This is a genomic window from Pseudomonas sp. 7P_10.2_Bac1, assembly GCF_025465935.1.
GTDB lineage: Bacteria > Pseudomonadota > Gammaproteobacteria > Pseudomonadales > Pseudomonadaceae > Aquipseudomonas.
Map to the genome: position 1 here is coordinate 1 of NZ_JANLNV010000029.1, position 26,335 is coordinate 26,335.

Annotated in this window: 23 protein-coding genes and 2 pseudogenes; 10 read left to right on the forward strand and 15 right to left on the reverse strand. The window is 60.4% G+C overall.

The features are described 5' to 3' along the window. Positions 1-236: 236 nt before the first annotated feature. Positions 237-1,508 carry an MFS transporter gene (locus NTD86_RS06310; protein WP_262201299.1) on the reverse strand — a complete coding sequence of 424 codons (1,272 nt, stop codon included), beginning with the start codon at positions 1,506-1,508 and terminating at the stop codon, positions 237-239. Between the two features lie 129 nt (positions 1,509-1,637). Next, complete coding sequence (locus NTD86_RS06315; RefSeq protein ID WP_262201300.1) at positions 1,638-2,594, reverse strand: LysR family transcriptional regulator; 957 nt, start codon at positions 2,592-2,594, stop codon at positions 1,638-1,640. Positions 2,595-2,692: 98 nt separating this feature from the next. On the opposite strand from NTD86_RS06315, the gene NTD86_RS06320 reads away from it, so the two are divergent. The 7 genes from NTD86_RS06320 to NTD86_RS06350 all read left to right on the forward strand — a co-directional run bounded on the left by NTD86_RS06320 (position 2,693) and on the right by NTD86_RS06350 (position 10,871). Then, complete coding sequence (locus NTD86_RS06320) at positions 2,693-3,433, forward strand: SDR family oxidoreductase (RefSeq protein WP_262201301.1); 741 nt, start codon at positions 2,693-2,695, stop codon at positions 3,431-3,433. Between the two features lie 110 nt (positions 3,434-3,543). Continuing rightward, positions 3,544-4,392, forward strand: a complete 849-nt coding sequence (locus NTD86_RS06325; RefSeq protein ID WP_262201302.1) for an ureidoglycolate lyase — start codon at positions 3,544-3,546, stop codon at positions 4,390-4,392. Positions 4,393-4,431: 39 nt separating this feature from the next. Beyond that, positions 4,432-5,403 (forward strand): D-erythronate dehydrogenase, encoded by a 972-nt coding sequence (gene denD, locus NTD86_RS06330; RefSeq protein ID WP_262201303.1) that lies wholly within the window; start codon positions 4,432-4,434, stop codon positions 5,401-5,403. A gap of 110 nt (positions 5,404-5,513) precedes the next feature. After that, positions 5,514-6,887: an MFS transporter gene (locus NTD86_RS06335; protein ID WP_262201304.1), complete on the forward strand. Its 1,374-nt coding sequence runs from the start codon at positions 5,514-5,516 to the stop codon at positions 6,885-6,887. Then, positions 6,884-7,768, forward strand: a complete 885-nt coding sequence (locus NTD86_RS06340; protein ID WP_262201305.1) for an NAD(P)-dependent oxidoreductase — start codon at positions 6,884-6,886, stop codon at positions 7,766-7,768. The genes NTD86_RS06335 and NTD86_RS06340 overlap by 4 nt, the downstream gene beginning before the upstream one ends. 22 nt (positions 7,769-7,790) lie before the next feature. After that, on the forward strand, positions 7,791-9,575 hold the full coding sequence (locus NTD86_RS06345) for an IlvD/Edd family dehydratase (RefSeq protein WP_262201306.1): 1,785 nt from the start codon (positions 7,791-7,793) through the stop codon (positions 9,573-9,575). Positions 9,576-9,689: 114 nt separating this feature from the next. Further along, the gene (locus tag NTD86_RS06350; RefSeq protein WP_262201307.1) at positions 9,690-10,871 is read left to right on the forward strand and encodes a fumarylacetoacetate hydrolase family protein; all 1,182 of its coding nucleotides are present in this window, start codon (positions 9,690-9,692) and stop codon (positions 10,869-10,871) included. Positions 10,872-10,920: 49 nt separating this feature from the next. On the opposite strand, the gene NTD86_RS06355 is transcribed toward NTD86_RS06350, so the two are convergent. The 3 genes from NTD86_RS06355 to NTD86_RS06365 all read right to left on the reverse strand — a co-directional run bounded on the left by NTD86_RS06355 (position 10,921) and on the right by NTD86_RS06365 (position 11,741). Then, on the reverse strand, positions 10,921-11,151 hold the full coding sequence (locus NTD86_RS06355; protein WP_262201308.1) for a hypothetical protein: 231 nt from the start codon (positions 11,149-11,151) through the stop codon (positions 10,921-10,923). 21 nt (positions 11,152-11,172) lie between these two features. Then, complete coding sequence (locus NTD86_RS06360; protein ID WP_262201309.1) at positions 11,173-11,412, reverse strand: pyocin S6 family toxin immunity protein; 240 nt, start codon at positions 11,410-11,412, stop codon at positions 11,173-11,175. Between the two features lie 80 nt (positions 11,413-11,492). Continuing rightward, the gene (locus NTD86_RS06365) at positions 11,493-11,741 is read right to left on the reverse strand and encodes a cloacin immunity family protein (RefSeq protein ID WP_262201310.1); all 249 of its coding nucleotides are present in this window, start codon (positions 11,739-11,741) and stop codon (positions 11,493-11,495) included. 35 nt (positions 11,742-11,776) lie between these two features. On the opposite strand from NTD86_RS06365, the pseudogene NTD86_RS06370 reads away from it, so the two are divergent. Beyond that, positions 11,777-11,930, forward strand: a pseudogene (locus tag NTD86_RS06370) (fumarylacetoacetate hydrolase); the annotation flags it as partial. A gap of 39 nt (positions 11,931-11,969) precedes the next feature. Here NTD86_RS06370 and NTD86_RS06375 read toward each other — a convergent pair. The 10 genes and pseudogenes from NTD86_RS06375 to NTD86_RS06415 all read right to left on the reverse strand — a co-directional run bounded on the left by NTD86_RS06375 (position 11,970) and on the right by NTD86_RS06415 (position 24,151). Beyond that, the gene (locus NTD86_RS06375; protein ID WP_262201311.1) at positions 11,970-12,197 is read right to left on the reverse strand and encodes a hypothetical protein; all 228 of its coding nucleotides are present in this window, start codon (positions 12,195-12,197) and stop codon (positions 11,970-11,972) included. Then, positions 12,194-12,271 (reverse strand): annotated as a pseudogene (locus NTD86_RS24330) (hypothetical protein); the annotation flags it as partial. The pseudogene NTD86_RS24330 and the gene NTD86_RS06375, both read right to left, overlap by 4 nt. Positions 12,272-12,632: 361 nt before the next feature. After that, positions 12,633-13,982, reverse strand: a complete 1,350-nt coding sequence (locus NTD86_RS06380) for an MFS transporter (protein ID WP_262201322.1) — start codon at positions 13,980-13,982, stop codon at positions 12,633-12,635. A gap of 165 nt (positions 13,983-14,147) precedes the next feature. Then, the gene (locus tag NTD86_RS06385) at positions 14,148-15,803 is read right to left on the reverse strand and encodes a dipeptide ABC transporter ATP-binding protein (RefSeq protein ID WP_262201312.1); all 1,656 of its coding nucleotides are present in this window, start codon (positions 15,801-15,803) and stop codon (positions 14,148-14,150) included. Beyond that, on the reverse strand, positions 15,800-16,684 hold the full coding sequence (locus NTD86_RS06390; protein WP_262201313.1) for an ABC transporter permease: 885 nt from the start codon (positions 16,682-16,684) through the stop codon (positions 15,800-15,802). Before NTD86_RS06390 ends, NTD86_RS06385 begins: the two co-directional genes overlap by 4 nt. Before the next feature lie 23 nt (positions 16,685-16,707). Beyond that, positions 16,708-17,964 carry an acyl-CoA dehydrogenase gene (locus tag NTD86_RS06395; protein ID WP_262201314.1) on the reverse strand — a complete coding sequence of 419 codons (1,257 nt, stop codon included), beginning with the start codon at positions 17,962-17,964 and terminating at the stop codon, positions 16,708-16,710. Positions 17,965-17,989: 25 nt separating this feature from the next. Next, positions 17,990-18,922, reverse strand: a complete 933-nt coding sequence (locus NTD86_RS06400; RefSeq protein ID WP_262201316.1) for an ABC transporter permease — start codon at positions 18,920-18,922, stop codon at positions 17,990-17,992. Continuing rightward, the gene (locus NTD86_RS06405) at positions 18,919-20,616 is read right to left on the reverse strand and encodes an ABC transporter substrate-binding protein (protein WP_262201317.1); all 1,698 of its coding nucleotides are present in this window, start codon (positions 20,614-20,616) and stop codon (positions 18,919-18,921) included. The genes NTD86_RS06400 and NTD86_RS06405 overlap by 4 nt, the downstream gene beginning before the upstream one ends. 50 nt (positions 20,617-20,666) lie before the next feature. Beyond that, positions 20,667-22,796, reverse strand: a complete 2,130-nt coding sequence (locus NTD86_RS06410; protein WP_410016954.1) for a TonB-dependent receptor family protein — start codon at positions 22,794-22,796, stop codon at positions 20,667-20,669. Positions 22,797-23,047: 251 nt separating this feature from the next. Then, on the reverse strand, positions 23,048-24,151 hold the full coding sequence (locus tag NTD86_RS06415; RefSeq protein ID WP_262201319.1) for an LLM class flavin-dependent oxidoreductase: 1,104 nt from the start codon (positions 24,149-24,151) through the stop codon (positions 23,048-23,050). 284 nt (positions 24,152-24,435) lie between these two features. On the opposite strand from NTD86_RS06415, the gene NTD86_RS06420 reads away from it, so the two are divergent. Both NTD86_RS06420 and thiM read left to right on the forward strand, forming a co-directional pair. Continuing rightward, positions 24,436-25,320 (forward strand): transporter, encoded by an 885-nt coding sequence (locus NTD86_RS06420; protein ID WP_262201320.1) that lies wholly within the window; start codon positions 24,436-24,438, stop codon positions 25,318-25,320. Between the two features lie 114 nt (positions 25,321-25,434). Continuing rightward, positions 25,435-26,292 carry a hydroxyethylthiazole kinase gene (gene thiM, locus NTD86_RS06425; RefSeq protein WP_262201321.1) on the forward strand — a complete coding sequence of 286 codons (858 nt, stop codon included), beginning with the start codon at positions 25,435-25,437 and terminating at the stop codon, positions 26,290-26,292. The last annotated feature ends 43 nt before the right edge of the window (positions 26,293-26,335 follow it).

The window sequence follows — 26,335 nt, forward strand, 5'->3', positions numbered from 1 at the left end:
TGTTTGACAAAAGTGCCTCGCCGTAAGGGCGAAACCCGTAGATCGGCGTTGCGCATCCAATGGATATGTACACGGGGATAACGACTGAATAATTGGGTACATATCCATTCGATAGGTAACGGCCACCTGGGGTTACGCCCTTACGCCGCTGCCGCAAAAAGTGCCCCGCCGTAAGGGCGCCCCCCCGTAGATCACCGTTGAGCATCCAATGAATATGTACACCGAAACACATCAAATCATGCCGTTGCAGGCACACCCCCCATCCGCGATACCGGCGCCGAAGGCTCTTTAAGCAGCGCAAAGTACGCAAACGCCGAGCAGATCGCGACCACCGCACTGATGACGAACGCCGAAGAAAACGAGCCGCTCTGTTGCACGCTGAAACCGGTCAGGATCGGTGCGATGGAACCCGCCAGGTAGCCACCAAAGTTCTGGATCGAACCAAACGAAGCCACACGCTCCGACGGCACGATAGTGTTGACGATCATCCACGCGGTGGCGCTGGAGATGTTGATGAAGAACATGGTCAGGCACAGCAGCACCACGCACGCGACGACGTTGGTGGTGAAGGCCACGATCAGGGTAAACAGCGCCCCGCCAAGCAGCCCCAAAATCACCATGAGTTTGCGACTGGCCAACACGCGCATGCCACGCGCCACCAGTTTGTCGCAGCAGCGCCCGGCGACGATGGTGCCCAAGGCGCCAAACAAGTAGGCCAGCGACACCACCCAAGCAGTACGGTACAGGTCCAGGCCGTGTTCACGCTCGAAGTAGCCCGGCAACCAGGTCAGGTTGAGCCAGATCATGTAGATCACGCCCATAAAACCGAGAAACGCGCCCCAGGTGTTGCGTTCTTTGAAGAGCGAGGTCCAGCGCAGTTTAGGCGCCGCTTTCTGTTGCACTGCCACCGGCTCGGCACGCCCGGTTGCAGCCATGTATTCGGCTTTGCTTTTGTAGAACTTGAACCAGCACAGCGCCAGGACCAAACCGATCACGCCCGTGAGGATAAACATCCCGCGCCAGCCCAGATGGACCATGAACAACGTCAGCAAAGGCGGCGCCAGGCACGGGCCGATACAGGTCGAGGACCACACCCAACCAGTGGCCGTGCCGCGTTCCTGGGTGTCGAACCACTCGGACAAGGCCTTGGCCGCCGACGGGAATACGGGTGCTTCACCGATCCCCAGTAACACCCGCAGGCCGACCAGATGTCCGTAGCTGCTGAACAGCCCAAAGGCCGCCTGGGCCACCGACCACACCACCAACGAACCACCGAGCGCCAGTTTGCTGCCGAGTTTGTCGATCAGGGCGCCAAGGGGTAATTGCGAAAAGGCGTAGGCGATGGAAAAGGCTGAGAGCATGACACCCATTTGCATGGGGCTGATGGCGAGGTCTTTCTGTATGGTGGTATTGGCGATGGAGAGTGCACTGCGATCGAGGTAGTTGACGACTCCAATCATGAACAGGAAAAAAATAGTCAGCGTCTTGAAGCTTTTTATTGTTTTCATATGCGCCTCTAGTGAGCGTTGGCGCCCTCCTCGCAAGCACACACATTTGCGGGTGGGCAAACCGCACTGTAGATGCCCACCGTGCCACTGCCCAATCACAAGATTCCATCGGTCAATAACCCCGCGTTATCAAGGCGTCTGCCAGGCACCCTGCAGGGCATTCGGGTCGTTCAACAAGGCATCGATAAAGGCTTGCATCGACCAACTCGGCGGCTCGTTGCGCCGGGTGATGATGCCGTAGTCGGCCAGCACCAGCGGAAACGGCAACGCCAGACGAATCAGGCGCCTGGCCTGGACCTCCGGCTCGACCATGGACTCGGCCAGCATCGAGATCACCGGCGCGGTTTGCAGCAGTTGCAGGGTGGTCTGCAACGAGACGGTTTCGACAGTGTTTTCCGGGGTTTGCATGCCCGCCTCGACAAACGCCCGCTCCAGCCGCGCGCGCATGGGCGTGCCGGTGGGGTACACCACCCACGGCCAACTGCCGAGCTCGCTCAAGGGTGTTTCACTGGCCCCGGCCAACGGGTGATGGCTGCCCGTGACCAGGCACAGCGGCTCAGGGGCCAAGGACTGGAAGTCAAACAGTTCGCGGTGACGGTCCAACGTGAAGCGCGCCACCACCAGGTCCAGATTCTTGTGTTCGAGCATGGTCAGCATGTTCGCGCTGGTGCCCTCCAGCACTTCGATCGTCAGCAGCGGCCAGCTTTTTTTGACCTCGACAATGGCCGCCGGAATGGCCACCGCCGTGGCCGCATAGATGGTGCCGATTTTCAAAAAACCATGCCCGCCCTGACGCAGATGGTTGATCTGGCCGACAAACTGTTGCGTGTCATTCAGGGCGATTTGCGCGAAGCGTGCCACGTGGTTGCCCAGGTCGGTGAGGGTCATGCTGCGCGGCAAACGCTGGAACACATCAAAGCCCAATTGGTGCTCGATCTCGCGCAGCATCTTGCTCACCGCCGGCTGGCTGATGTTCATTTCCTGGGCCGTGGCATGCATGTTTTGCGTGCGCGCCAGGGTGTCGATCAACACCAGATGGCGGAACCGTAACCAGTTGCACAGTTGATTAAATGCGACATCGACCATTCGATAACCTCCCGTTATTGAGGCTTGAGAATATCTCATTGGCGATTATCGCAGCGCAACATTAGTGTGAGGCCCATAAGAACAATGGATCAGCACTCATGAACCTCGCCAACAAACGCGTTTTGATCACTGCGGCGGCCAACGGTATTGGTCGCGCCTCGGTACTGGCCTTGCGCGATGCCGGCGCCACGGTTATCGCCACTGACCTGAACGTCGATGCATTGCACGACATCCCCGGGATTCAGGCGTTGCCGCTGGACGTCACCCAGCCCTCTGCCATCGAAGCCATCAGCCAGCAAGTCGGCCCTGTCGATGTGCTGTTCAACTGCGCCGGTTATGTGCACAGCGGGGCCTTGCTGGAGTGCGACGAGCGCGCCTGGCAATTCTCTTTCGACCTCAACGTGACTGCCATGTATCGGATGATCCGCGCCTTTTTGCCCGGCATGTTGAACAACGGTGGCGGCTCGATCATCAACATGGCTTCGGTGGCGTCCAGCGTGATGGGTGTACCGAACCGTTTTGCCTACACCGCCAGCAAAGCGGCGGTGATCGGCTTGACCAAATCGGTAGCGACCGATTACATCAGTCAAGGCATTCGGTGTAACGCGATATGCCCAGGCACTGTTGATTCGCCTTCGCTGCGCCAACGCATCGCCGAGCAGGCCCGTGAGCAAGGGCGTTCGGAGGCCGAGGTGTATCAAGCGTTCGTGGCTCGTCAGCCCATGGGCCGCATCGGCAGCGCCGAAGAAATCGCCCAGTTGGTGCTGTACCTGGCCAGCGATGCCAGCAGCTACACCACCGGCACCACGCAGATTATTGATGGCGGGATGAGCAACTAATTCCCACTGTAGGAGCGAGCTTGCCTCGCGATCTTTTGATCTTCTCAAAGATCGCGAGGCAAGCTCGCTCCTACGCAAGGTCAGGTTTTTAATTCGATACAGGAGCTTTTATGAAACTGCTGCGCTACGGCGAAAAAGGTCAGGAAAAACCCGGTCTGCTGGATGCCCAAGGCAATATCCGTGATTTGTCGGCGCATATCGCCGATGTCGCCGGCAAGGCGCTGGAGCCTGCAAGCCTGGAAGCCCTGAGTAAAATCGATCCGGCCAGCCTGCCGCTGGTCAGCGGTTCGCCGCGCATCGGTGCGTGCGTCGGCCAGGTCGGCAAGTTTATCTGCATCGGCCTTAACTACGCCGACCACGCCGCTGAATCCGGGCTGGCGGTGCCGTCGGAGCCGGTGGTGTTCAACAAGTGGACCAGCGCCATTTGCGGCCCCAATGATGACGTCGAAATCCCTCGCGGCTCGGTCAAGACCGACTGGGAAGTCGAGCTGGGCGTGGTGATCGGCAAAGGCGGCCGCTACATCGACGAAAGCAACGCCCTGGACCACGTCGCCGGGTACTGCGTGATCAACGATGTGTCCGAACGTGAATGGCAACTGGAACGCGGCGGCACCTGGGACAAGGGCAAGGGCTTTGACACCTTCGGCCCGATCGGCCCGTGGCTGGTGACCCGCGATGAAGTGCGCGACCCGCACCAACTCAGCCTGTGGCTTGAGGTCGACGGACAGCGCTACCAGAACGGCAACACCAACACCATGGTGTTCCAGATTCCGGCGCTGATTGCCTACCTGAGCCGCTGCATGTCACTGCAACCGGGCGATGTGATTTCCACCGGCACACCGCCGGGCGTGGGCCTTGGGGTCAAGCCTGAACCGGTGTTCCTGCGCGCAGGCCAACGCATGCGCCTGGGCATCGAAGGGCTTGGCGAACAGCAGCAACGCACGGTGCAAGCCGACTGATTACACCGCTCAAACAACTATAAGAAACAGGAGCTATACATGCGCATCCTCATCACTGGCGGTACCGGTTTTATCGGCAAGCAACTGGCTCAACGCCTGGCAGATCTGAACACCCTGACGCTGGAAGGCGAAGCGCCGCGCACCATTGAACGCATCGTACTGTTCGACGCCTTTGCCGGTGAAGACGTACCCAACGACCCGCGTATCGAGGTGGTCACTGGCGATGTCGCCGACCCTGAAGTCATCGCCCGTGTCACCGATGGTGTGGACCTGGTATGGCATCTGGCGGCGGTGGTCAGCTCGGCCGCCGAGGCAGATTTTGACTTGGGTATGCAGGTCAACCTGCACGGTCTGATGCTGCTGCTCGAAACCCTGCGCAAGCAAGGCACTGCGCCGCGCCTGGTGTACACCAGCGGCTTCGCGGTGTTCGGCGGCAAGCTGCCAGAGGTGGTGGATGACGACACCGTACTCACCCCGCAATCGTCCTACGGCATGCAGAAAGCCGTGGGCGAATTGCTGGTGGCTGACTATGCCCGCAAAGGTTTTGTCGACGGTCGCGTGTTGCGCCTGCCGACCGTAGCGGTGCGCCCCGGCAAACCGAACAAGGCCGCGTCGACCTTCTTCAGTTCGATCATCCGCGAGCCACTGGTAGGCCTGCCCGCCGTGTGCCCGGTGCGTCCGGACACCCGCGTGTACCTGACCTCGCCACGACGCATTGTCGAGTCGATGTTGCTGGGCATGACCCTGTCGCCACAGACCTTGGGTGGCGAACGCATCATCCCGCTGCCGGGGGTGACCACCACCGTGGCCGACATGGTCGCGGCGCTGCAACGGGTGGCCGGTGATGAAGCGACCCAACTGATTCGCTGGGAACCGGACGCGACCATCCAGCGCATTGTCGAAAGCTGGCCGAGCAAGGTCGAGGCCCCGCGTGCCCGCGCACTGGGCTTTACCGCCGACCCGGACTTTGATGCCATCGTGCGTGCGCACATAGAGGACACTGCACACTAAACACCCCTGTAGGTGCGAGCTTGCCTCGCGATCTTTTGATCGTTTAACAGATCGCGCGGCAAGCTCGCTCCGATAGAAAAAACAACAATAAAAAACTGAGGCCGTGCGACATGACCACCCCACTTCCGGATGTCACTGACATCGAGCAACAGACGATCAAGCGCGTCACCAAGCGCATGATTCCCTTTTTGATCCTGCTGTTTGTGGTCGCCTTTCTGGACCGTAACAACGTCGGCTTCGCCGCCCTGCGCATGAACGATGACATCGGTATCAGTCAGACTTTGTATGGCCTGGGCGCGGGGATTTTCTTCCTCGGTTACTTCATGTTCGAAGTGCCGAGCAACGTGTTGCTGCACCGCTACGGCGCCCGCGTGTGGATCGCCCGGATCATGGTGACCTGGGGCATCATCGCCGGGGCCATGGGCTTTTTGCAGACGCCGGTGCATTTTGTCTCGCTGCGTTTTCTGCTGGGCATCGCTGAAGCCGGGTTCTTTCCGGGGGTGATTTACCTGCTGTCGCTGTGGTTCCCGAGCCGCTATCGCGCCCGCATGATCGCCACCTTCTACCTCGGCGTACCCATCGCCCAAGTCATCGGCGCACCGCTGTCGGTGGGCCTCATGGAAATGGGCGACGCGCTGGGCTTCGTCGGCTGGCGCCTGATGTACATCGTCGAGGCCGTACCGGCAGTGATTCTTGGCGTAGTCTGCTACTTCTACCTCACTGACCACCCCACCCAGGCCCATTGGCTGACCGATGCGCAACGCAACTGGCTGATCAACACCCTGGAACACGAAGAGCGCAACAAACCGCTGGTGGTGGGCGTCCAGCCCAGCAAATGGCAGATGATCCGCAAGGCCCTGTCCAGCCGTCAGGTCTGGTTGCTGGCACTGGTGTACTTCGGCATTACCTCCGGCTCCAACGCCATGAACTTCTTCATGCCGACCGTACTGGCGTCGTTCCGCGGCTCGTTCGGGCTAGAGATCGGCTTGATGCAAAACGGTCTGATCACTGCCATTCCATATGCTCTGGCCGCCGTGGCAATGATCTGGTGGAGCCGTCGTTCCGACCGCCTGCAAGAACGTCACTGGCACGCGGGCGGCGCAGCAATGCTGGCGGCTGTTTCGATTGCCGTAGCGCTGTGGCTGAACCAGCCGTGGATCATCGTGATTGGCTTCATCCTGTTGGCGATGGGCGTGTACAGCGCGATCAATGTGTTCTGGGCCGTACCGGGGCAAGTGCTGACCGGCCTCGGCGCGGCGGCGGGGATCGGCCTGATCAACTCCATCGGCAACCTCAGCGGCTTCATCGGCCCTTACCTGACCGGTTATCTGTACAACGTCACCGGCAGCTACACCCCAGGCTTCCTGGTGATCGCCGCACTGGTCGGCGCCGGTGGTCTGGGCATGGTGCTGATGCCGCGTAACAAAGTGTCGCTGGGCAGCTCGAGCGGCCCGGCCACAGCCACCGTAGGAGGCAAGGCATGAGCCTGCAAACTGTAGCGTTTATTGGCACCGGGATCATGGGCAAGCCCATGGCCCGCAACCTGTTGCACGCCGGTTACCCGGTGCGGGCGTGGAACCGCTCGGCGACCAAGGCCCAGGAGTTGGCCGCACAAGGCGCCGAAGTGTTTGACACCCCGGCCCAGGCCGCCGAAGGCGCCCATGTGCTGATCTGCATGCTCAGCGATGGGCCGACCTGTGACGAGGTGCTGTTTGGTGAAAACGGCGCCGCCAAGGCCCTGGCACCTGGCTCGCTGGTGGTGGTGATGAGTTCGATCCCGGTCGACACAGCCGTCGAGCAAGCCCGGTTGAGTGCTGAACTTGGGCTGCGTTACCTCGATGCGCCGGTGTCCGGTGGCGAGCGCGGGGCCCGTGAAGCCAGCCTGGCAATCATGGTCGGCGGCCAAACAGCCGCCTTCGAACAAGGCCGCGCGGTACTCGCGGCCATGGGTCGTCCGGTGCACGTCGGCCCGGCGGGTACTGGCGAGCTGTCAAAGCTGGTCAACCAATTGATCGTCGCCAGCACCATTGCCACCGTCGCCGAAGGCCTGCTGCTGGCCGAGCGCGGCGGTGCCGACCCGGCCAAAGTGCATGAAGCCCTGATGGGCGGGTTTGTCGACTCACCGATCTGGCGCCAACACGGCCAGCGCATGCTGAGCAACGACTTCACCCCCGGCGGCCCGGCCAAGTGGCAACTCAAGGACACCCGCACCGCCCTCGCCCAGGCGCACACGCTGGGCTTGTCGCTGCCGGTGGGCAGCCTGGTCGACAGCCTGTTCGCGGCGATGGTCGAGGCCGGAGATGGCGAACTCGACCACGCCGGCCTGATCCGTCAATTACGCCGTAACAACACATTGCCTGAATAACAATAATTTGCTGGAGCCTGCCATGACCGATTCAACCCCACGCCGCCTGCGCAGCCAGTTATGGTTCGATGATCCCAGCCATGCGGACCTCACTGCGCTGTACGTCGAGCGCTACATGAACCAAGGGCTGACCCGCGCAGAACTGCAATCCGGGCGGCCGATTATCGGCATCGCCCAGACCGGCAGCGACCTGACGCCGTGTAACCGGCATCACATCGAACTGGCCAAGCGGGTCAAGGACGGCATCCGCGATGCGGGCGGGATCCCGATGGAATTCCCGGTGCACCCGATTGCCGAGCAATCGCGTCGCCCCACCGCCGCGCTGGACCGTAACCTGGCCTATCTGGGCCTGGTCGAAGTGCTGCACGGTTACCCGCTGGATGGCGTGGTGCTGACCACCGGCTGCGACAAAACCACCCCGGCCTGCCTGATGGCCGCGGCCACCACCGACTTGCCGTCTATCGTGCTGTCCGGCGGGCCGATGCTCGACGGCTGGCACAAAGGCCAGCGCATCGGCTCCGGCACCGTGCTGTGGCATGCGCGCAATTTGCTCAGCGCCGGCGAGATTGATTACGAAGGGTTCATGACCCTGACCACGGCCTCGTCGCCGTCGGTGGGCCACTGCAACACCATGGGCACCGCGCTGTCGATGAACGCTTTGGCCGAGGCTCTGGGCATGTCGCTGCCGGGTTGCGCGAGCATCCCTGCGCCGTACCGTGAGCGCGGGCAAATGGCCTATGCCACCGGCATGCGCATTGTTGATCTGGTGCGCGAAGACGTGCGCCCGTCGCAAATCATGACCCACGCCGCCTTTGAAAACGCCATCGCCGTGGCCTCGGCCCTGGGTGCATCCACCAACTGCCCGCCGCACCTGATCGCCATCGCCCGCCACAGCGGCATCGACCTTTCACTGGACGACTGGCAGCGCGTCGGCGAAGACGTGCCGTTGCTGGTCAACTGCATGCCGGCCGGTGAATACCTGGGCGAGAGCTTCCACCGCGCGGGCGGCGTTCCGGCGGTGATGCATGAACTGGACAAAGTCGGCCGTCTGCACCGCGATTGCCTGACCGTCAGCGGCCGCAAGATGGGTGAGGTGGTCGCTGATTGCGTGACCGGCGACCGCGACGTGATCCGCTCCTACGAAGACCCGCTGATGCACCGCGCGGGCTTTATCGTGCTCAGCGGCAACTTCTTCGACAGCGCCATCATGAAGATGTCGGTGGTGGGCGAGGCCTTTCGCAGCACCTACCTCAGCGACCCGGAACGGCCCAACAGCTTTGAGGCGCGGGCCATCGTGTTTGAAGGCCCGGAGGACTACCAGGCGCGCATCAACGACCCGTCGCTGGACATCGACGAGCGCTGCATCCTGGTGATTCGCGGCTGTGGCACCGTGGGCTTCCCGGGTAGCGGCGAGGTGGTCAACATGACCCCGCCATCCGCCATGATCAAGGCCGGTATCGACTCCTTGCCGTGCATGGGCGACGGTCGCCAGAGCGGCACCTCGGCCAGCCCGTCGATCCTCAACATGTCGCCGGAATCGGCGGTGGGCGGTGGTCTGGCGTTGCTGCGCACAGGTGACCGCCTGCGTGTGGACCTCAACGCCCGCAGCGTCAACCTGCTGGTGGACGAAGCCGAACTCGACGAACGCCGCAAAGAACCGTTGCCACCGCTGGCCCCGTCGCAAACCCCGTGGCAGGAACTGTACCGCCAACTGGTCGGCCAATTGTCCACCGGCGGATGCCTGGAGCCGGCGACCCTGTACTGGCGCGTGATCCCGGAAAACGGCCCGCCCCGCCACTCTCATTAACGCTCAGTTCCCTGTGTAGGAGCGAGCTCGTCTCGCGATCTTTTGATCTTGAAAGATCGCGAGGCAAGCTCGCTCCTACAGGACACGTTCGCCCAAAATTTGAGGATTGCTCTCATGAACACGCTGCAATTAACCGTTGAAAATTCCCTGCCAGATGACTGGCAACGCGCAACCCTGGTGGGCCGTGTATGGCTCCCGGGCGAGCAAGGTGGCCCGGCCGTTGTGGTGATTCGTGACGGCGAAGTGATCGACTGCAGCGCGCACTTCCCGACCCTGAGCCTGTTGCTGGACACCGACCAGCCGTTGCACCGCGTACGTGACATCAACGGCACTTCACTGGGTTCGGTTCAGGACCTGCTGGCCAACAGCGGCGAACAGCGCGACCCGGCAAAACCTTACTTGCTGGCCCCAACCGACCTGCAAGTGATCAAGGCCGCAGGCGTGACGTTTGCCTCCAGCATGATCGAACGGGTCATCGAAGAAAAAGCCGGTGGTGATGCCCTGCGTGCCGAAGAAATCCGCGCCCTGGTGCAGGCCGCCATTGGCGACAACCTGCGCGATCTCAAACCTGGCTCCCCAGAGGCCATGCGCCTGAAGCAGGTCTTGATCGAGCAAAAAATGTGGTCGCAGTACCTGGAAGTCGGCATCGGCCCGGACGCCGAAATTTTCACCAAGGCGCCGATTCTGGCCGCCGTGGGCAGCGGCAACGCGATTGGCATCCACCCGGGCTCCAGCTGGAACAACCCCGAACCCGAAGTGGTACTGGCCGTCGACAGCCACGGGCGCATCCACGGTGCAACGCTGGGTAACGACGTAAACCTGCGCGACTTCGAAGGCCGCAGCGCGCTGCTGCTGAGCAAGGCCAAAGACAACAACGCCTCGTGCGCCCTGGGGCCGTTTATCCGCCTGTTCGACGAACACTTCAGCCTCGACGACGTGCGCAACTGCGAAGTGACCTTGCGGGTTGAAGGGCAAGACGGCTACGTGCTTAACGGCAAAAGCTCAATGAACCAGATCAGCCGCGACCCGGCCGACCTGGCCGAACAGACCCTCAACGAAAACCACCAATACCCGGACGGCTTTGTGCTGTTCCTCGGCACCCTGTTTGCCCCCACCGACGACCGCGACCATCCCGGCCAGGGCTTTACCCACAAAAAGGGTGATGTGGTGAGCATTGCCTCCACCACCCTCGGCGCCCTGCACAACCGCGTCACCACCAGCGACCAGGCCCCGCGCTGGACGTTCGGCGTGGGGGATTTGATGAAGAATCTGGCGGGGCGCGGGTTGTTGGGGTAAGGCGTTGCGCAGTGGCAGGCGCTGGGTTTGTAGCGCCTGCCCCCAATAACTAGGCATAGCTACTTAGCTGAAAGTCATAGCGTTGGTCATAAATTTTTTGACCAAGGAGTTCTTCAAGCTTCTGTAGCTGCTCAGAACTCAAGTCATATCCAAATATTTCATCTTCAGGCTCTGTCCACGCCATGATGAATTTGAGCTCTGGGAGATTCTTTTGCGGAATCTCAATTTCAAAAACCATAAGTTCGGTCGTTTTATCGAAAGCCGAAATTGTATGCATCATGGCTCAATCGCTCCAGATTGCTTAAGAAACACAGCCAATAAATAGCGTCAGATCGATAATTTGTGGCTCTTCCAACAGCCCTGCGAACGCTGCAGCTTGAACGGGTGTAAGTTCCTGCTCACCGCCTAGGGCATCGTCTAAATGTGTCCACCCCATTAAGGTGAGTGCGGAACTCTCAAGAGATTCGTTGATAAAAAATTTAAACTTCACCCGATCATCATCCGTCGGTACGGGGAGAAAGCCTGTTAGTCGTAATTTCATTGTCATCGCTGATTTATTTAGGGGGAGCACGCTTATTTAACCTCTCGAGAGTTCCCTATTGGCAGCGCTCCATCCAGGCATTATTTTTTATAGTTAAATGACACTTGATAGTCGAAAGCATCCAGATTGACGCAATGTACAAACAAAGGTTGCAAAATAATGAGCCAGTCATCTTTGACATCAAACTCCCCATTATTTACATCCTGCTCAGCTGATAAGTTTAGTTGTACCAGAATAGCGACATCATCCCCAAAGTCTGAAGACAACTCTTTCCCTTCCCCCAGCTCTGTACGTTTGCTATACCAAGCCAATCTAACTTTCAAGCCCATCGCAAACCTCACAGGTAGTATTGATATTTCTATTTCTTTGGCCGTTTATCCGCCTGTTCGAGGAGCATTTCAGCCTCGACGATGTACGCAACTGAGAAGTGACCTTGCGGATTGAAGGGCAAGACGGATACGTAGCTCAACGGCAAAAGCTCAATGAACCCGATCAGCCACGATCCGGCCGACCTGTCCGGGCGCTGGCGCCCGGAGCTTGGGATGACAGCCTCTGAGTTACTCACAACTACTTAGATATAGATTCAGGCCGGTAGGAAAGCGAACTAACGCCAGATTCGATATTTCCTCGGCTTGAGCGGGTGACATAAGAAAATCTGCACCAATACAATCTGTGCTGTCAGCCCAGCTCATAACGAGCATTAAATCTTGAACAGGCAGATTTACTTCGTGTTCATAAACAAGTTCATCGTTGCCTTTCTCGAACCCCATGATTAAAAAGTTCATGGCTCAATTTTCCGTGTCTTATCAGCAGGTTTAGTTTGCTCACCCGTTTCTGGATTAAATTCGTCTAAAGGCCGACCTCGTTTGCTGCTCTACGCACAAGCGCATGCAGATACAGGCTTGCTTGTTGCTCATAAGACGCCTTCCTGTAGGAGAGCGCCGCACGGTATAGGCATGAATATGCGCTAGAAATCAGGCAGGTCGGCAGTGCATGTAGGCTTGAGGAATTTCTATTGAGGGATTTGATGCACGACACAAAACGTGTAGGAGGGGCCGCGCCGTCTTCGACGCCGCGCTGTCGCGCAGCAAACAGGCCACCGAGTATCTTCAGCATCCCCCAATCGGTTCCCTCTCCTTCGGGAGAGGGCTAGGGTGAGGGGGCTCTTAGATCAAGATCAACAGATCGCGAGGCAAGCTCGCTCCTACAGGGGATGTGGATCAGTAAACTGCTTCGCCCGCACCGGCGGCGAGGCGGCGGAATATTAGCGCCGAAGCCATGCAAGCGAGGCCACACAGCACCAGCATGGCGGCAACGTCGCTGGTCTGCGGCACGCTGTGCCCGCGCAGGTTCATCAACACGCCCAGCAGTGAGGCCATCAGGCCTACCGAAACACTCATGCTCAGTTGCACGGTCATGGCCGACAGGCTGCTGGCTCGGCTGCTCAATGCGGCAGGTACATCGGCGTAGGTCAGCGCGCCAAGGGTGCTGTATTGCAATGAGCGAATGACCCCACTGCCAAACAGCATCAACACGATCACGCTGTAGGGTGTGGCGTCGGTAAAACTCGCGCATGAGGCCAGGGTCAGTCCGGTGAGCACGGCATTAATGACTAACGTGCGGCGGATGCCGTAACGGCGCACCACACGCACGGCCAGCAGTTTCATTGCAAAGGCCCCGGCGCCCCCGGCCAATGTCAGCAGCCCGGCGTGCAAGGGGCTCAAGCCAAAACACAACTGGAACATCAGCACCAGCAAAAACGGCAAGGACGAAGTGCCCAGGCGCAGCAGGTTGCCGCCCCAAAAGCTGATGCCGTAGCTGGGGATGCGCAGCAGTTTAAGGTCCAGCAACGGCTCGGCGCAGCGTTGTGCATGGCGAATGTACAACGCGCCGCAAAGCACGCCGACGGCGATCATCAGCACCACCCAAGGACGCGGCAACAGCCCGTGGCCCAACGCTTCAAAGCTGAACACCAACGCCGCCATGGCTATTGCGCTGAGCACCAGCCCGCGCACATCCAGCCGCTGTTCATGCACACCTGGGTAGTACGGCACATGGCGCAGCACCAGCACGATACCGACCAAACCGATGGGCACATTGATCAGGAAGATCCAGTGCCACGACCAATAGGTGACCATCAGGCCGCCCAACGGTGGGCCAAGCATGGGGCCGATCAGCGCCGGAATGGTCAGGTAAGACAGGTTGCGCAGCAAGTCTTCGCGTGGCGACCAGCGCAGCAGGATCAACTGCCCCACGGGCACCATCATCGCCCCCGCCGCACCCTGGAGCATGCGCGCCAGGCACAGTTGCAGCAGTGAGTTGGACGCGGCGCAGGCCAGTGATGAGGCGATAAACAGCGAGATGGCGATCACGAACAGTCGACGCGGCCCGTAGCGGTCAGCCACCCAGCCGCTGACCGGCACACACAGCGCAGCCCCGAGCATGTAGAGCGAGACCACCAGGTTCATGCGGATGCTCGGCACGCCGAAGTCGCTGGCCATTTGCGGCAAGGCGGTCATCACGACCGTGGAGTCGATGAGTTCCATGCACAGTGCACAGCCAATGATCATCGGCACTCGTCGCGATAGCGGACGAGTCTGCGGGAGGGTTTGGGCGATGGTCACTCAAAGGTTCTCGGTGAGGATACGTTTTGCACGGTTTAGCCCTTTCGGCATCGCACAGGCCAGATCAAAAGATCGCTAGGCAAGCTTGCTCCTACAGGGCGTAGAACGGGGTTAGATGGCCAATTTCAGGAAGTCGAAGGCCATGCGGCGACCGCTTTCCAGGTGCGGGATGGCGTCCAGCAGGGCTTGGGTATACGGGTGCTGAGGGTGGTCGAAGACGTCGCGCACGCGGCCGCTTTCGACGACCACGCCGTCTTTCATCACCAGCACGTCATCGCTGACGTGGTTGATCACGCCCAGGTCGTGGGAGATGAACAGGCAGGCCAGGCCCAGGCGTTGTTTGAGGTCATCCAGCAGCTCAAGTATTTGCGCTTGCACCGACACATCCAAAGCCGACACCGGTTCGTCGCACACCAGTATTTGCGGCTGCGCCGCCAGTGCACGGGCGATGGCGATGCGCTGACGCTGGCCGCCCGACAGTTCAATCGGGCGCCGCTCCAGCAAGGCCGCATCGAGTTTCACCAACGCCAACAGTTCTGCCGCCCGGTGGGGCCATTCGCTGCGCTTATGCCCGGCCACTTCCAGCGCTTCGTTGAGTACGCGGCGCACGCTATAGCGCGGGTCGAAGGAGCTGAGCGGGTCCTGAAACACCACCTGGATGCTGCGTCGCAGTTGGCGTTTTTCCTCGGCTGAGAGCTTCAGCCAGGGCTTGCCCTTGATGTGGATGTCACCGCTGTCCGGGGTTTCCAGGCCGAGGATCATGCGGGTCAAGGTGGTTTTGCCCGAGCCGGATTCGCCGACGATGCCCAGGGTTTTACCCCGGCGCAGTTGCAACGATACCTGGTTGACCACAGTGCGCTGTTTGCCGTCCGGCCCCTTGAACGATTTGCTCAACCCGTTGACTTGCAACAGCGCAGGAGGCTGGTCGGTCTTGGGCGGCACGATGCTCAGCGGTGCGCGCGCCGCGCCATGGTTGCGGCGAAAGTGCACCGCCCTGCCCGTGCGCAACAGGTATTGGGTGTAGGGATGCTGCGGGTCGTGCAGCACTTCGTCGACACTGCCTTGCTCGACGATGATGCCGTTGTGCATCACCGCCACGCGGTTGGCCAGCCGCGAAACCACGGCCAAATCATGGCTGACGATCAACATCGCGGTGTTCTCGCCACGCAGGGATTCGAGCAGCGCCAACACCTGCGCCTGCACGGTGGTGTCGAGGGCGGTGGTCGGTTCGTCGGCGATCAGCAAGCGCGGGTTGCAGGCAATGGCCGAGGCGATCAACGCCCGTTGGCGCAAGCCGCCCGACAACTGATACGGGTACTGCCGCGCGCGCAACTCGGGTTCTGGCACGCCCACTGAGCGCAGCAGCTCGATGACTTTGGCGTCACGCTGTGCCCGGCTCAGATCGGTATGCAGTTGCAGCGGTTCGGCAATTTCCTTGCCCACCAGGCGTAACGGATCGAGTGAACCCAGCGCGTCCTGCATCACAAAACCGATCTGCGCGCCGCGTATTTTGCGCCAGGTGCGCTCATCGAACTGGCGCAGGTCTTGCCCGGCAAAGGCCAGCTTGCTGGCCTGCACGTGCGCCCGCGCGCCGGTAAGCCCGGCAAGGGTGCGCGAGGTCACGCTTTTGCCCGAGCCCGACTCGCCCACCAGCGCCAGGCACTCGCCACGGTGCAGCTGGAAACTCACGCCCTTGAGGGTCGGTACTGCATGGGTGCCGAAACGTACTTGCAGGTTTTGCACATCGATCAGGGGTTCTGTGTTCATGCCCGTTTACCTTCGCTGCGACGCAACAGTTCGCGGCCGATCGCGCTGATCGAGACCACGGTCAATGTGATTGCCAATGCGGGCCATGCCACCAGCCACCAGGCATTGGCCAGGTAGTTGCGGCCCACGGCGAGCATCCCGCCCCACTCTGGCGCGGGTGGCGGTGCGCCAAAGCCCAGAAAGCTCAGGGCCGCGCCGTTGACGATGTTGCCGCCAATGCCGATGGTGGCCAGGATCAGAATCGGTTTGATCGCATTGGGCAGCACGTGCCGCCAGATCACCGAGTGCCGGGGCAACCCCAACGTGGTCGCCGCCTCGACATAGCCGGCGCCGCGCACCACCAGGGTTTGTGCGCGTACCAAACGTGCGTAACGCGGCACGTTGGCAATGCCGATGGCGAGGATGATGTTGAGCTGGCCCTGCCCGAAGAAGGTGATGATCACCAGCGCCAGCAACAGGTCGGGGAACGCCAGCAACACGTCAATCACGCGCATCACCGCGCCATCCAGCCAGCGCGGGCCTAGCCCGGCTGTCAGGCCCAACAAAGTGCCCAGCAGCAAGCCCACGGCGGTGGCGGCCACGCCCAGCACCAACGACGGGCGCACGGCGTAGACCAGCCGGGTGAGGATGTCGCGACCGTTTTCGTCGGCGCCCAGCCAGAACAGGCTGTCGGGGGCGCTAAACGCCAGGCGCGAGTTGGCATCAAGTGGATCGCCCGACACCAGCCACCCCGGCTGGATGGCCGCCACCAGCAGCAGTAAGACAAACAACCCGGCCAGCAGAAGACCGGGCCGTATCGCCCAACGCCGCGCACTATACGATTGAGCGGCGAACAATGATTCGGCCTGGATCAAGCCGCCTTGTGGGATGGACTGACTCATGGGTGCAGCTCCTGATCTGTGGCCTAGACCGCGCTGGCTTCATCGCGGGTAGCGCCGTGGGCGCTGTCCTGCTCGTGCAGGGCGCGCCACGCAGCGCCGGGGCTGATGCCGTTGAGGTAGTAATTGCCCAGCGCCCGCTCGCGGTAGATGGCCGGGTTGTGCGAGGCCAGGGTGCGAGCGTTGCGCCAGTGTCGGTCCAGGCGTCGGGCCTGGCTGGTGGCCGAGGCGCCGCCGACTTCAAACAGCAGCGTGGTGGCTTCGAGCACTTGTTCCAGCACCACTTGCTGGGCCTGGAAGGTACGAATGTCGGCGTTGACGTAATCAGCTTCCTGCGCGCTGTCAGTCAGTTCTGCCTGATGCACGCCTTCCAGCACTTCGGCGGTGGCCAGCACCAGGGTTTCGCTGGCGTAGGCCAGGCTCGACAGGCGCCCGATCACCCGCTGCACCAGCGGGTCTTCTTTAGGGCTGGATTGGCCCGGCACACCAAATGCGCGGGTGCGCCCTTGCACAAACGCGGTGGCATCACGCAGAGCGGCACGTGCAATCCCGGCCAGGGTGGCGAGGTGGAACAGTTGGTAGAACGAGGAGATGTAAGACTCGGCGCGCAACTCGCCGGGCTTGAAGCGGCGCAGCACGTGCTCTGGCGCCACCGCCACCTGATCAAAACGGGTGGTGCCGCTGCCGCTCAGGCGTTGGCCGAAACCGTCCCAGTCGTCTTCACGGGTCACGCCCGGCGCATCGACGGCCACCACCACGCTGAAAAAGTCTTTGTCATGCATCGCCACGGCCGCCACCCAATCGGCGTAGAGGGTGCCGGTGCAGTAATATTTTTCGCCGTCGAGTACCCAGCCTGCCGCTTCGTTGTGCGGGTCTGTGGGCGCCAACGACACCGAGTTGGTGCTGCTGTCGCTGCGCTCGGCCATGGCCGCGCCCCACAACTGCCCGGCCACCACTTTGGCGAACCAGTAATCCTGCGAGGCGGCATCGCGGCTGGACAAACGCCCTTCGACAAAGCCGAAGTGCGCCCGCACGATTTGCGGGAGGTTGGAATCGGCTTCGGCCAGATCAATCAACAACCGGAACAGCACCGGCAAGCTGACGCCCGCGCCGCCGTGGGCCTGGGGTACGCGCAGTGCGCTAAAGCCCGATTCACGCAGCAGGTTGACCGCCTCAAAGGCCAGTTCGCGGTGCTGCTCGCGGTCGATGGCGCCCGCACCGATCTGGTCGAACAGCGGTTGGAAACGCGCCTTCAATGCGCGGTAGGAAGTGGTGTCGGTCATGGCAAGTCCTTGCGAAAAGATGGCGTCACACGGCTTTCGCACGCGGGTCCACCAGGTGATTGATCAGGTCGACGAGAAAGTTCACGACCACATAAATCGCTGCCGCCAGCAGGGTGATCCCCAGCAGCAGCGGTACGTCCTTGGTAACGGCGGCGTCGAGCATCAGGCGGCCGATGCCCTGGCGGGAGAACAGCAACTCGATTACCACCGCCCCACCCAGCAGGCTGGCGAAGACAAAACCTGACAAGGTCACCAACGGCACCAGCGCGTGGCGCAACGCATGTTTGAGGCGCACGCCGGTTTCAGACAGGCCACGGGCGCGGGCCATGGCGATAAAGGGTTGTTCAAGGATGTCTTCAAGTTCCTGGCGCAGCACTTGGCTGAGCACCGCCGCCACTGGCAACGCCAAGGCGACGCTGGGCAGGATCAACGCTTGCCAACTGTTGGAGCCGGACGGCGGCAACAGGTGCCAGCCGAACGCGAACACCAGCAGCAGCCCCAGGCCGATCACGAACGAGGGCGCCGAAGACAGCACCAACTCCGTGCCCGACACCAGCGAACGCACCCAAGGCGCGCGGTTGGCGCTCAGCACCGCCACCAGCACGGCCAGCAACACTGCCAGGGCCGCCGCACTTAACGACAACTGCACGGTGGCGCCGAGTTGCCCGCTGATAACCTGCCCCACCGGTCGGCGCAAGTTGTACGAGTCGCCCAAATCACCCTGGGCCAGGCGTCCCAGGTACTGGCCGTATTGCACGATCAAGGGTTGGTCGAGGCCGTATTCAGCGCGCACTTGAGCAATCAGCTCGGCGCTGGGGTTGGCCCCCGGTCCGCCGAGAATGGCCATCGCCGGGTCGCCCGCACTCAGGTTGATGGCCAGAAAGGTCAGGGTTGCCGCGCCCCACAGCACGCCAATGCCAGACAACAGTCGACGAAGTATCAGGCGCAGCGGGTTCATTTGGCCTCCTGGTCGAGCCAGACCGTGGTGAAGATCGGGGTGTTGTGCGAGGTGTCGAAGATCAAGCCCTTGACCGCGTTGCGGTAGGCCACCAATACGTGGCTCTCGTACACCGGCGCCGCCGGGACGTTTTCGGTGAGGCGTTGCTGGGCGATGCTGTAGAGCTTTTGTAATTCAACCGGGTCGGTGGTCTGCCGTGCAGCGCTCAAGGCGGCGTCCAGTGGCTCGTCGCGAAAACTGCCGATGTTCTGGCCGATAAAGCTCGGCGTGCTGATGGATTTGCTGTGGTAGAGGATGTACAGGCCGTCCGGGGTGTTGGTGTGCCAGTAGCCCGCGGCGATGACCTGGAAGTTGCCGGCATAGCGCTTTTCGAGAATTTGCGGCAGCGGCGCGATGTCGATGGTCAATTGGAAGCCGACCTTTTTCAGGTCAGCCTGAATCGCCACGGCAATGCTGCTGGGGTAGGCGCCAGTTTCGAAAGTCAGCAACTCGGCCGCCAGGCGCCGACCATTTTTAACCCGGTAACCTTCGGCGTCGCGCTGCTCCCAACCGGCGCTGTCGAGCAGGCGGTTAGCTTCGGCCACGTCGTACTTGAGCACGTCTTTGTAGGCCGGGTCGTAGAAGCGCGTGTTGCTGGCCAGAAAATCGCTTTTAGGCTGGTACTCGCCAAAACCGGCGATCCAGGCAATGCCATCGCGATCAACCGCTTTGGTCACCGCACGACGCACCACAACGTCCTGAAACGGGAACTTCTCGGTGTTGAATTGCATGCTGCGAAACGGATTGCCCTTGCGGATCAGGCTACGGAAGTGCAAATCGGGGTTTTGCCGGATGGCCTTGGCGTTTTGCGTTGGCGCATCGACGGTAAAGTCAGACTGGCCCGACTCCAGCGAACTGAAGCGGATCATTGCCTCGGGCACGATGCTCACTTCCAGGCGGTCGAGGTAGGCCTCGCCCTGATGCCCAGTGACCTCGGGTGCCCAGTGGTAACCCTTGCGCTTGACGAAGTTCAGGCCTTGGTCGCGGGTATAGCTTTCGAGCACAAACGGCCCGGTGCCGATGGGGTGTTCAGCGATGGATTTGGGTGCCTCGACGATCTGGCGCGGCGACAGCATGCTCAGATACGACTGCGCCAGCACGTCGAGGAACGGCGAATAGGGTTCGCGCAGGTGCGCTTCAAAGGTGTACTCATCAATGATGCGACCGTCCACGTACGGGGCGATGTAGGCCGCCGCCAGCGGTGATTTGGTCTTGGGGTCGCGCATGTGCTCAAGGTTGAGCTGCACGGCACGGGCATTGAATTTCTCGCCGTCGCTGTAGGTCACGTCGTCGCGAAGGTGAAAGGTATAGGTCTTGCCGTCTGGCGAAATATCCCAGGACTTGGCCAGCCAAGGGCTGATATTGCCCTGCTCGTCCTGGTAGACCAGGCAGTCAAACAGGATGCGCCCCAGCCATTGCGTATTGCCGTGGGAAATCGAATGCAAATCGAGCGTGGTGGTGTCAGATGAGGTCGACAGGCGCAGCGTGCCGCCCGGTTTTCCGGGGCTGCTTTCGCGGTAGTCATCGGGCTGGCTGGCGCTGGCATCGGCATTGACGACGATGGCGCGCGGTGCTTCGCTGGCCGGTTTGCAAGCGCCCAGCACCACGACGCTGGCAACCAGCGCCACACGAGCAAGCCTTGTGATCAGGGTCATGTGCTTCCTCCACCGGTGCCGCGAACATGCGCGACACCGGCTGCGCTGGCTTAGAAGTTGTAAGTCACACCGGTAAAGGCGCCGAAACCGTCACCTGGGTACAGCACCGCCGTGTCTTTGCCTTGCACGTCGTAGGACGGTGCCACGGCAGTTACGTAGGCCTTGTTGGTGAGGTTCTTGAGGTCCACATACACCTGCCAGGTTTTGCCCGGATCGTCGAAACCGAACCGTGCGCCCCACAAGGTGTAGGACGGGGCGTAGAAGGTGTTGGCGTAGTCCACGGCGGTGTTCGAGGCGGTGCGCACGTTGACCCCGGCGTACAGGCCGTTGGCGAACTGGTACTGCAACTCAGCCTGGTAGATGTGCTTGGGCAAGCCGGGCAGTTCGTTCTTTTTGAACAGCGGATCGTTTTTGTAGTGGAAGTCGTTGAGGGTGTACGCCTGACGCCAGGTCAGAGTGTCGCCGTTGTCGCCTTCCCACAGCCGGGTGCTCAAGCCCGCCTCAATGCCTTGGTGAATGGTGGGCGTGGCATTGGAGGTGGACACCACCGCCGCCGTGGTGGCGGTCGCTGGGAGTACCTGAACGTTCAGCAGTTCGTTGTGAATCCAGGATTTATAGAACGCCAGGCTGCCGTCGAAGATGCCGTACTTGCCCTTGATGCCGAATTCCACGGTGTTAGCGGTTTGGGGCACCAGCGGCTTGGTGTAGTTGCTGGTGACCCCGGAGCCGGAAATAGACCAGGAGCTTGGCGGGTCGATGGTGCGGCTGACGTTACCGAACAGTTGCACATCGGGCGCGATGTAATAGCGCAGACCGATGCGCGGCGCGAAACGCCATTCATCGTAGAGGTACTGGCTCGGCAGGCCGCTGGTGTTGGGGCGGTCGCTGAACGTGACCTTGACGTTACGCTTGATCTGGATCGCCGATACGCCGGTGGCCAGGTACAGGTTGTCGGTCAGCCCCAGGTCGTTGCCCAGGCTGAATACATGGTCGAACGAGCCGTCGTACTTGACGTCTTTCTGCAAGATGCCGAGGTCTTTGCTGCCTTTGTAGGTGCGCGCACCAGCCTGCAAATGCTGGGTGCTAGTCCAGCCTGCGGTGGTGGTGCTGGACAGGCCGAAGACATGGTCGTTACGGGTGTAATTGAGCGAGTAGTTGATGTCGCGCCAATCCCAGTAGTTAGGGTTAACGGAGCTTTTGCGGCTGAGGATCTGCGGGTAGTCGTGGTACACCAGCCCGGCTTCGAGCTTGGCGTCATCGTCAAAGGTATAGGTGGTTTTACTGCCGATCCAGGTCGAGCCCAGTTTGGTGGAATCGGCACGTGAATCACGGGTGGCGATGTTGGTTTGCGACGGTTTTTTCTTCAACTGCGCCAGGGTCAGCTGGCCCGAGTTCTCGTGGTATTCCTCGCGATAACGCAGGTACACGCGGGTCTCCAGTTTGGGGCTGAAGCGGTACCCGAAGTTGCTGACAATGCCTTTGGCCTTGGTGTAGGTGAAATCCTGGAAACCGTCGCGGCTGGAGTTGTCGACACTGACAAAGTAATCGGCATCGCCCACCACGCCGCCGGTGCTGAGGGTTTCTTTTTCCCAGCCAAAACTGCCGCCTTCGACCTTGATGCGCGTACCCGGCGCCGTGCGACCGGTGTTGGTGACAAAGTTGATGGCGCCGCCCAGCGACAAGGCGCCGTATTCAAAGGCGTTGGCGCCGCGCAAGACTTCGGTGTAGTTCAGGCCCTGGGTATCCAGCAGCTCATACGGCGTGCCGCCCGCACCGGTCAGCGCCAGGCCGTCGAAGAGAAACTTGGTGCCTTCACGGAAATACCCCGGCGAGGTGTTGGCCCCAGAGCCGCGAATGGAAATCTTGATTGCATCGTTACCGCCTGCCGCCTGGGCGTACACCCCCGGCTGGTAGGCCAAGGTGTCTTCCAGGGTGGCCGAGCGGCCCTTTTCCACTTCCGCCTGGGTGACCAGGCTGGTCCCGCCTGCTACTTCGTCAAGTTTGGCTTTTGCCGCTTGCACCTCGCTTTGTTGCGCCGCCTGCACGGTGACCGTGCCCAGGCGTCGCTCGCCATTGGGGCTCGCGTCATCGGCCAGGGCAAAAGGCGCAAGGGTTAATAAGGCGCTGCTAACAGCTAATATGGATGAATGTCGTAAAGCAGCAGAAGTAGCCAAATGCACGCGTTTCAATTTCTTTCCCCACCTGAAATAAAAAATAGGCGAGTTTCTATTGGAATAGTCAATCTCACGATGACAACGCTATTGCAGCGAACGTGCCAACTGGCCAAGTGCTTTATTTACGGGTGTTTATAAAATAAATGTTGTCAACGCGACTGTTCGCTTACTGCACTACTGCCGAACACGTGTTGAAAACCAAACACATGTAAACAAATGTTTATATATTTTTCGTAGCTTCTTATATCGATATCACGCTATTCAGCCAACCGTGGCAACAGCAACTTGGCCACGTACTCGGCCTCTTCTTGCAGGGGCCAGGCAGACAGGCTTATTACCGTCAGCCCGGCCTTTTGCTGATAAATACCCAGCGTACTAACGATACTGTCGGGCGATCCAACAATATAAGCAGATGAAGAGCCGGTGCCGAATACATCGAGCGTCGACCACGCGGTAATTCCGGCATAAACGTTATTTTCCAGACGCAACTCTTCAAGGGTTGGCAGTTGTCGCTGACGCAACCGCTCAAGCCATGTTGCGCGCTTGGCGTCCGGGGCCACGAAGTTGGTGAAGTTGAACTTGCCGCCCGTGCGCCGGACGATGGATTCATTTATTTTTTCCCGCAGGACTTCAACGCCGGTGGCTTCAAACATTGAATAAAAATGCGCCAGCGCCTCGGCGTCAGTCGGCCGCACCACCACGCTGGCCAGGGCGCCCAAGCCATTGAATGCGCGCTTTGCCGCGTGTGCAGCCTGCCGGGCTTTGGCAAATTTTTCAGTGACCACATCCACTTCTCGAAGCATGGTCATGTACACGTTGACCAACTCGCCCGCGTGCGCCACGCCCGCACTCGAATCCCCGGTGCCCCACAGTTGCACGCCGTCTTTTTGCTGCGGGTGGATTTCCAGCGGGGTATTCGGGAAGTAGGTTTTACTGCCCTGCGCATACGAAAATGCAAACTTGCGCCAGTAATCAATACCCAGTGTGTAGCGGTCGGCATGGGAGGTGGTAATGCCATAGCCCTGCATGATGTTGTCGCGGCCATTGACCAGGTTGACCAACAATCGACCTTGAGTGAATTGATCAAAAGTCAGTGCCTGTTGTGCCAACAACTTGGCCGGGGCCATGCGTGAATAAAAAGAAATCAGAAACTTGATGCGCCGGGTATAACTGGCGGCAAATGAGGCCGATATAAAAGGGTCATTGGGCCAGGTTGCAACGTGTGCCCCATAAAACCCACCCTCTTCAATGGTTTGCGCCAGCGCGCGATAACGCTCGAACTCCATCGGATATAACCCGCCCGGGCACCACGGATAAGAGCCGTCGGCAAAGCTCAAATACCATAAGACTTTCAAGGCCACGGGGGCTTCCTCTGCACTGAATACTGGGCACGCCGCACTGGCATTTCGGCGAAGCCTAATGAGCTTGTTTCGCAACTGTCAACGCAATGCGCGGCTTATTTAAATGCATATAAGCTTATTACCGAAGTGCATATGGAGAGCTTTTTTATATCACTATCGTTAGTGATAAATGTGATTTTGATTATAAGCACGGCCTGAGTAGGCTTCTCGTCACAGGAAACAACCGTCGCCCTTGCGGATTTCCATATCCCCGTAAACATGACGACTGACGTTTCAATAAACCCATGAAGACAAACAATTTCGCCTTGCCATTAACGCTGTTAAGCCTACTGTCCGTCACCCAGCAGTCACTGGCGGCTGAAGCCGATCCAGGTGATTACATTGCAGCACCGCCGGGTACGGATCTGGGGTTGTTGTATTACCAACATTCGTCTGCCGACACGTACCGCGATGCGTCGGGCAAGAAAGTCGAGGGCAACAATCGCTTTCGCTCAGACATCGGCATTTTGCGCTACGTGCACTTTATGCAAGTGTTCGGCTACACGATTGACCCGCAGGTGGTGTTGCCGTTCGGGCAGTTGCATGACGCGAAAATCGGCGGCCAGCGAATTGACGGCAACAGCGGGATCGGGGACGTGCAGCTCACCTCGACCGTATGGTTGGTCAACAACCCGCAAGCACGCCGCTGGTTTGGTATTTCGCCGTTTATCGTCGCCCCGACCGGTACTTACGATAAGCACGAAAGCTTCAACCTGGGTGAAAACCGCTGGAAGGGCATCTTGCAGGGCGGTTTTGTACAAGGCTTCGGGCAATACTGGAGCTGGGACTTAATCGGCGACATGACCTGGTACGGCAAAAACACGGAGGCAGGCGGCGGTGATCAGACGCTAAAACAGGATAAGTCCTACCAGGTGATCAACTGGTTGAGCTATCACCCGACGGACACTTCACGGGTGTCGGTGGGTTATTCCCACACCTGGGGCGGTGCGCAACAACTGGACGGCGTCGACAACGGCACCCGCACGCGGGTTGATCAGTGGCGCGCGCTATACGCCACCCAGATCACCGCCAAGGATCAAGTGGAAGTGACATTGGCCAAGGATTTGAACGTTCGCGGCGGCTTTGAGCGCGACTATCAGCTGAATCTGCGTTTGGCTCACGTGTTTTAAAAAGAAATAGACATCCTCTGTGGGAGCGAGCTTTTAAAGATCAAAAGATCGCGAGGCAAGCTCACTCCTACAGAAGGTTGTGTCAGTCATTTTTATTTATCAACGAAGGTGTATATGAGCTACCACTCCCCTGCCCTTGCCGTCCCGACACTTGAATCTGTGATCGCCACACACGCCGCGCTACGGGCCAACACGCCGCTGGTGCAGTGCCTGACCAATGTGGTGTCGGCCAACTTTATGGCCAACGTGCTGCTCAGCGCCGGGGCGGCGCCAGCGATGGTCGACAACCCGGAAGAAGCCGCCGACTTTGCGCGCATCGCCGGTGCCGTGCTGATCAACCTGGGCACCCCGAACTCGGCTCAGGTCGAAGGCATGCGCCTGGCCGTGGCCGCCGCCCATGAGGCTGGACGGCCCTGGGTGCTGGACCCGATTGGCGCAGGCGGGCTGGCCTGGCGCGGCTCGGTGGCGGCGCAACTGCTGGCGTTCAAACCTGCGGTAATTCGTGGCAATGCCTCCGAGATCATCGGCTTGGCTGGTTTGGGCAGCAATGCTCGCGGTTTTGATACCTCCAACGACCCGGCACAAGCGGTGCCCGCCGCCGTGCAGTTGCTGGAGCACACCGCCGCCGTATCGGCCTCGGGTGCGATTGACCATGTGGTGGGCTGGGTGGGCGACGCGCAAGAGCCGCCGCGCCCGTGGCTGATCAAAATTGCCGGCGGCAGTGCCTGGTTGCCCAAGGTGACCGCTTCGGGTTGCTCGCTGGGCGCGCTGGTGGCGGCCTACACCGCCGTGGCCAGCGATTACCTGACCGCGCTGGTGAGCGCCCATGTGCACTTTGCCCTGGCGGCCGAGTTGGCCGAAACCACGGCCAAAGGCCCCGGCTCGTTTGCCACCGCTTTTATCGACGGCCTGAATGCCGTGGATGCTGACCTGATCCGCGCCAAGGCCCGGTTTGAGGCGTCAGCGCTGTAAACACGATCTGTAGGAGCGGGGGTGGGGGGGGGGGGTGTTTTGA

Coding starts and splice junctions, on each gene's coding strand:
- NTD86_RS06310 (WP_262201299.1), bottom strand. CDS start 1,508: ATGAAAACAATAAAAAGCTTCAAGACGCTGACTATTTTTTTCCTGTTC.
- NTD86_RS06315 (WP_262201300.1), bottom strand. CDS start 2,594: ATGGTCGATGTCGCATTTAATCAACTGTGCAACTGGTTACGGTTCCGC.
- NTD86_RS06320 (WP_262201301.1), top strand. CDS start 2,693: ATGAACCTCGCCAACAAACGCGTTTTGATCACTGCGGCGGCCAACGGT.
- NTD86_RS06325 (WP_262201302.1), top strand. CDS start 3,544: ATGAAACTGCTGCGCTACGGCGAAAAAGGTCAGGAAAAACCCGGTCTG.
- denD (WP_262201303.1), top strand. CDS start 4,432: ATGCGCATCCTCATCACTGGCGGTACCGGTTTTATCGGCAAGCAACTG.
- NTD86_RS06335 (WP_262201304.1), top strand. CDS start 5,514: ATGACCACCCCACTTCCGGATGTCACTGACATCGAGCAACAGACGATC.
- NTD86_RS06340 (WP_262201305.1), top strand. CDS start 6,884: ATGAGCCTGCAAACTGTAGCGTTTATTGGCACCGGGATCATGGGCAAG.
- NTD86_RS06345 (WP_262201306.1), top strand. CDS start 7,791: ATGACCGATTCAACCCCACGCCGCCTGCGCAGCCAGTTATGGTTCGAT.
- NTD86_RS06350 (WP_262201307.1), top strand. CDS start 9,690: ATGAACACGCTGCAATTAACCGTTGAAAATTCCCTGCCAGATGACTGG.
- NTD86_RS06355 (WP_262201308.1), bottom strand. CDS start 11,151: ATGATGCATACAATTTCGGCTTTCGATAAAACGACCGAACTTATGGTT.
- NTD86_RS06360 (WP_262201309.1), bottom strand. CDS start 11,412: ATGAAATTACGACTAACAGGCTTTCTCCCCGTACCGACGGATGATGAT.
- NTD86_RS06365 (WP_262201310.1), bottom strand. CDS start 11,741: ATGGGCTTGAAAGTTAGATTGGCTTGGTATAGCAAACGTACAGAGCTG.
- NTD86_RS06375 (WP_262201311.1), bottom strand. CDS start 12,197: ATGAACTTTTTAATCATGGGGTTCGAGAAAGGCAACGATGAACTTGTT.
- NTD86_RS06380 (WP_262201322.1), bottom strand. CDS start 13,982: ATGATCATTGGCTGTGCACTGTGCATGGAACTCATCGACTCCACGGTC.
- NTD86_RS06385 (WP_262201312.1), bottom strand. CDS start 15,803: ATGAACACAGAACCCCTGATCGATGTGCAAAACCTGCAAGTACGTTTC.
- NTD86_RS06390 (WP_262201313.1), bottom strand. CDS start 16,684: ATGAGTCAGTCCATCCCACAAGGCGGCTTGATCCAGGCCGAATCATTG.
- NTD86_RS06395 (WP_262201314.1), bottom strand. CDS start 17,964: ATGACCGACACCACTTCCTACCGCGCATTGAAGGCGCGTTTCCAACCG.
- NTD86_RS06400 (WP_262201316.1), bottom strand. CDS start 18,922: ATGAACCCGCTGCGCCTGATACTTCGTCGACTGTTGTCTGGCATTGGC.
- NTD86_RS06405 (WP_262201317.1), bottom strand. CDS start 20,616: ATGACCCTGATCACAAGGCTTGCTCGTGTGGCGCTGGTTGCCAGCGTC.
- NTD86_RS06420 (WP_262201320.1), top strand. CDS start 24,436: ATGAAGACAAACAATTTCGCCTTGCCATTAACGCTGTTAAGCCTACTG.
- thiM (WP_262201321.1), top strand. CDS start 25,435: ATGAGCTACCACTCCCCTGCCCTTGCCGTCCCGACACTTGAATCTGTG.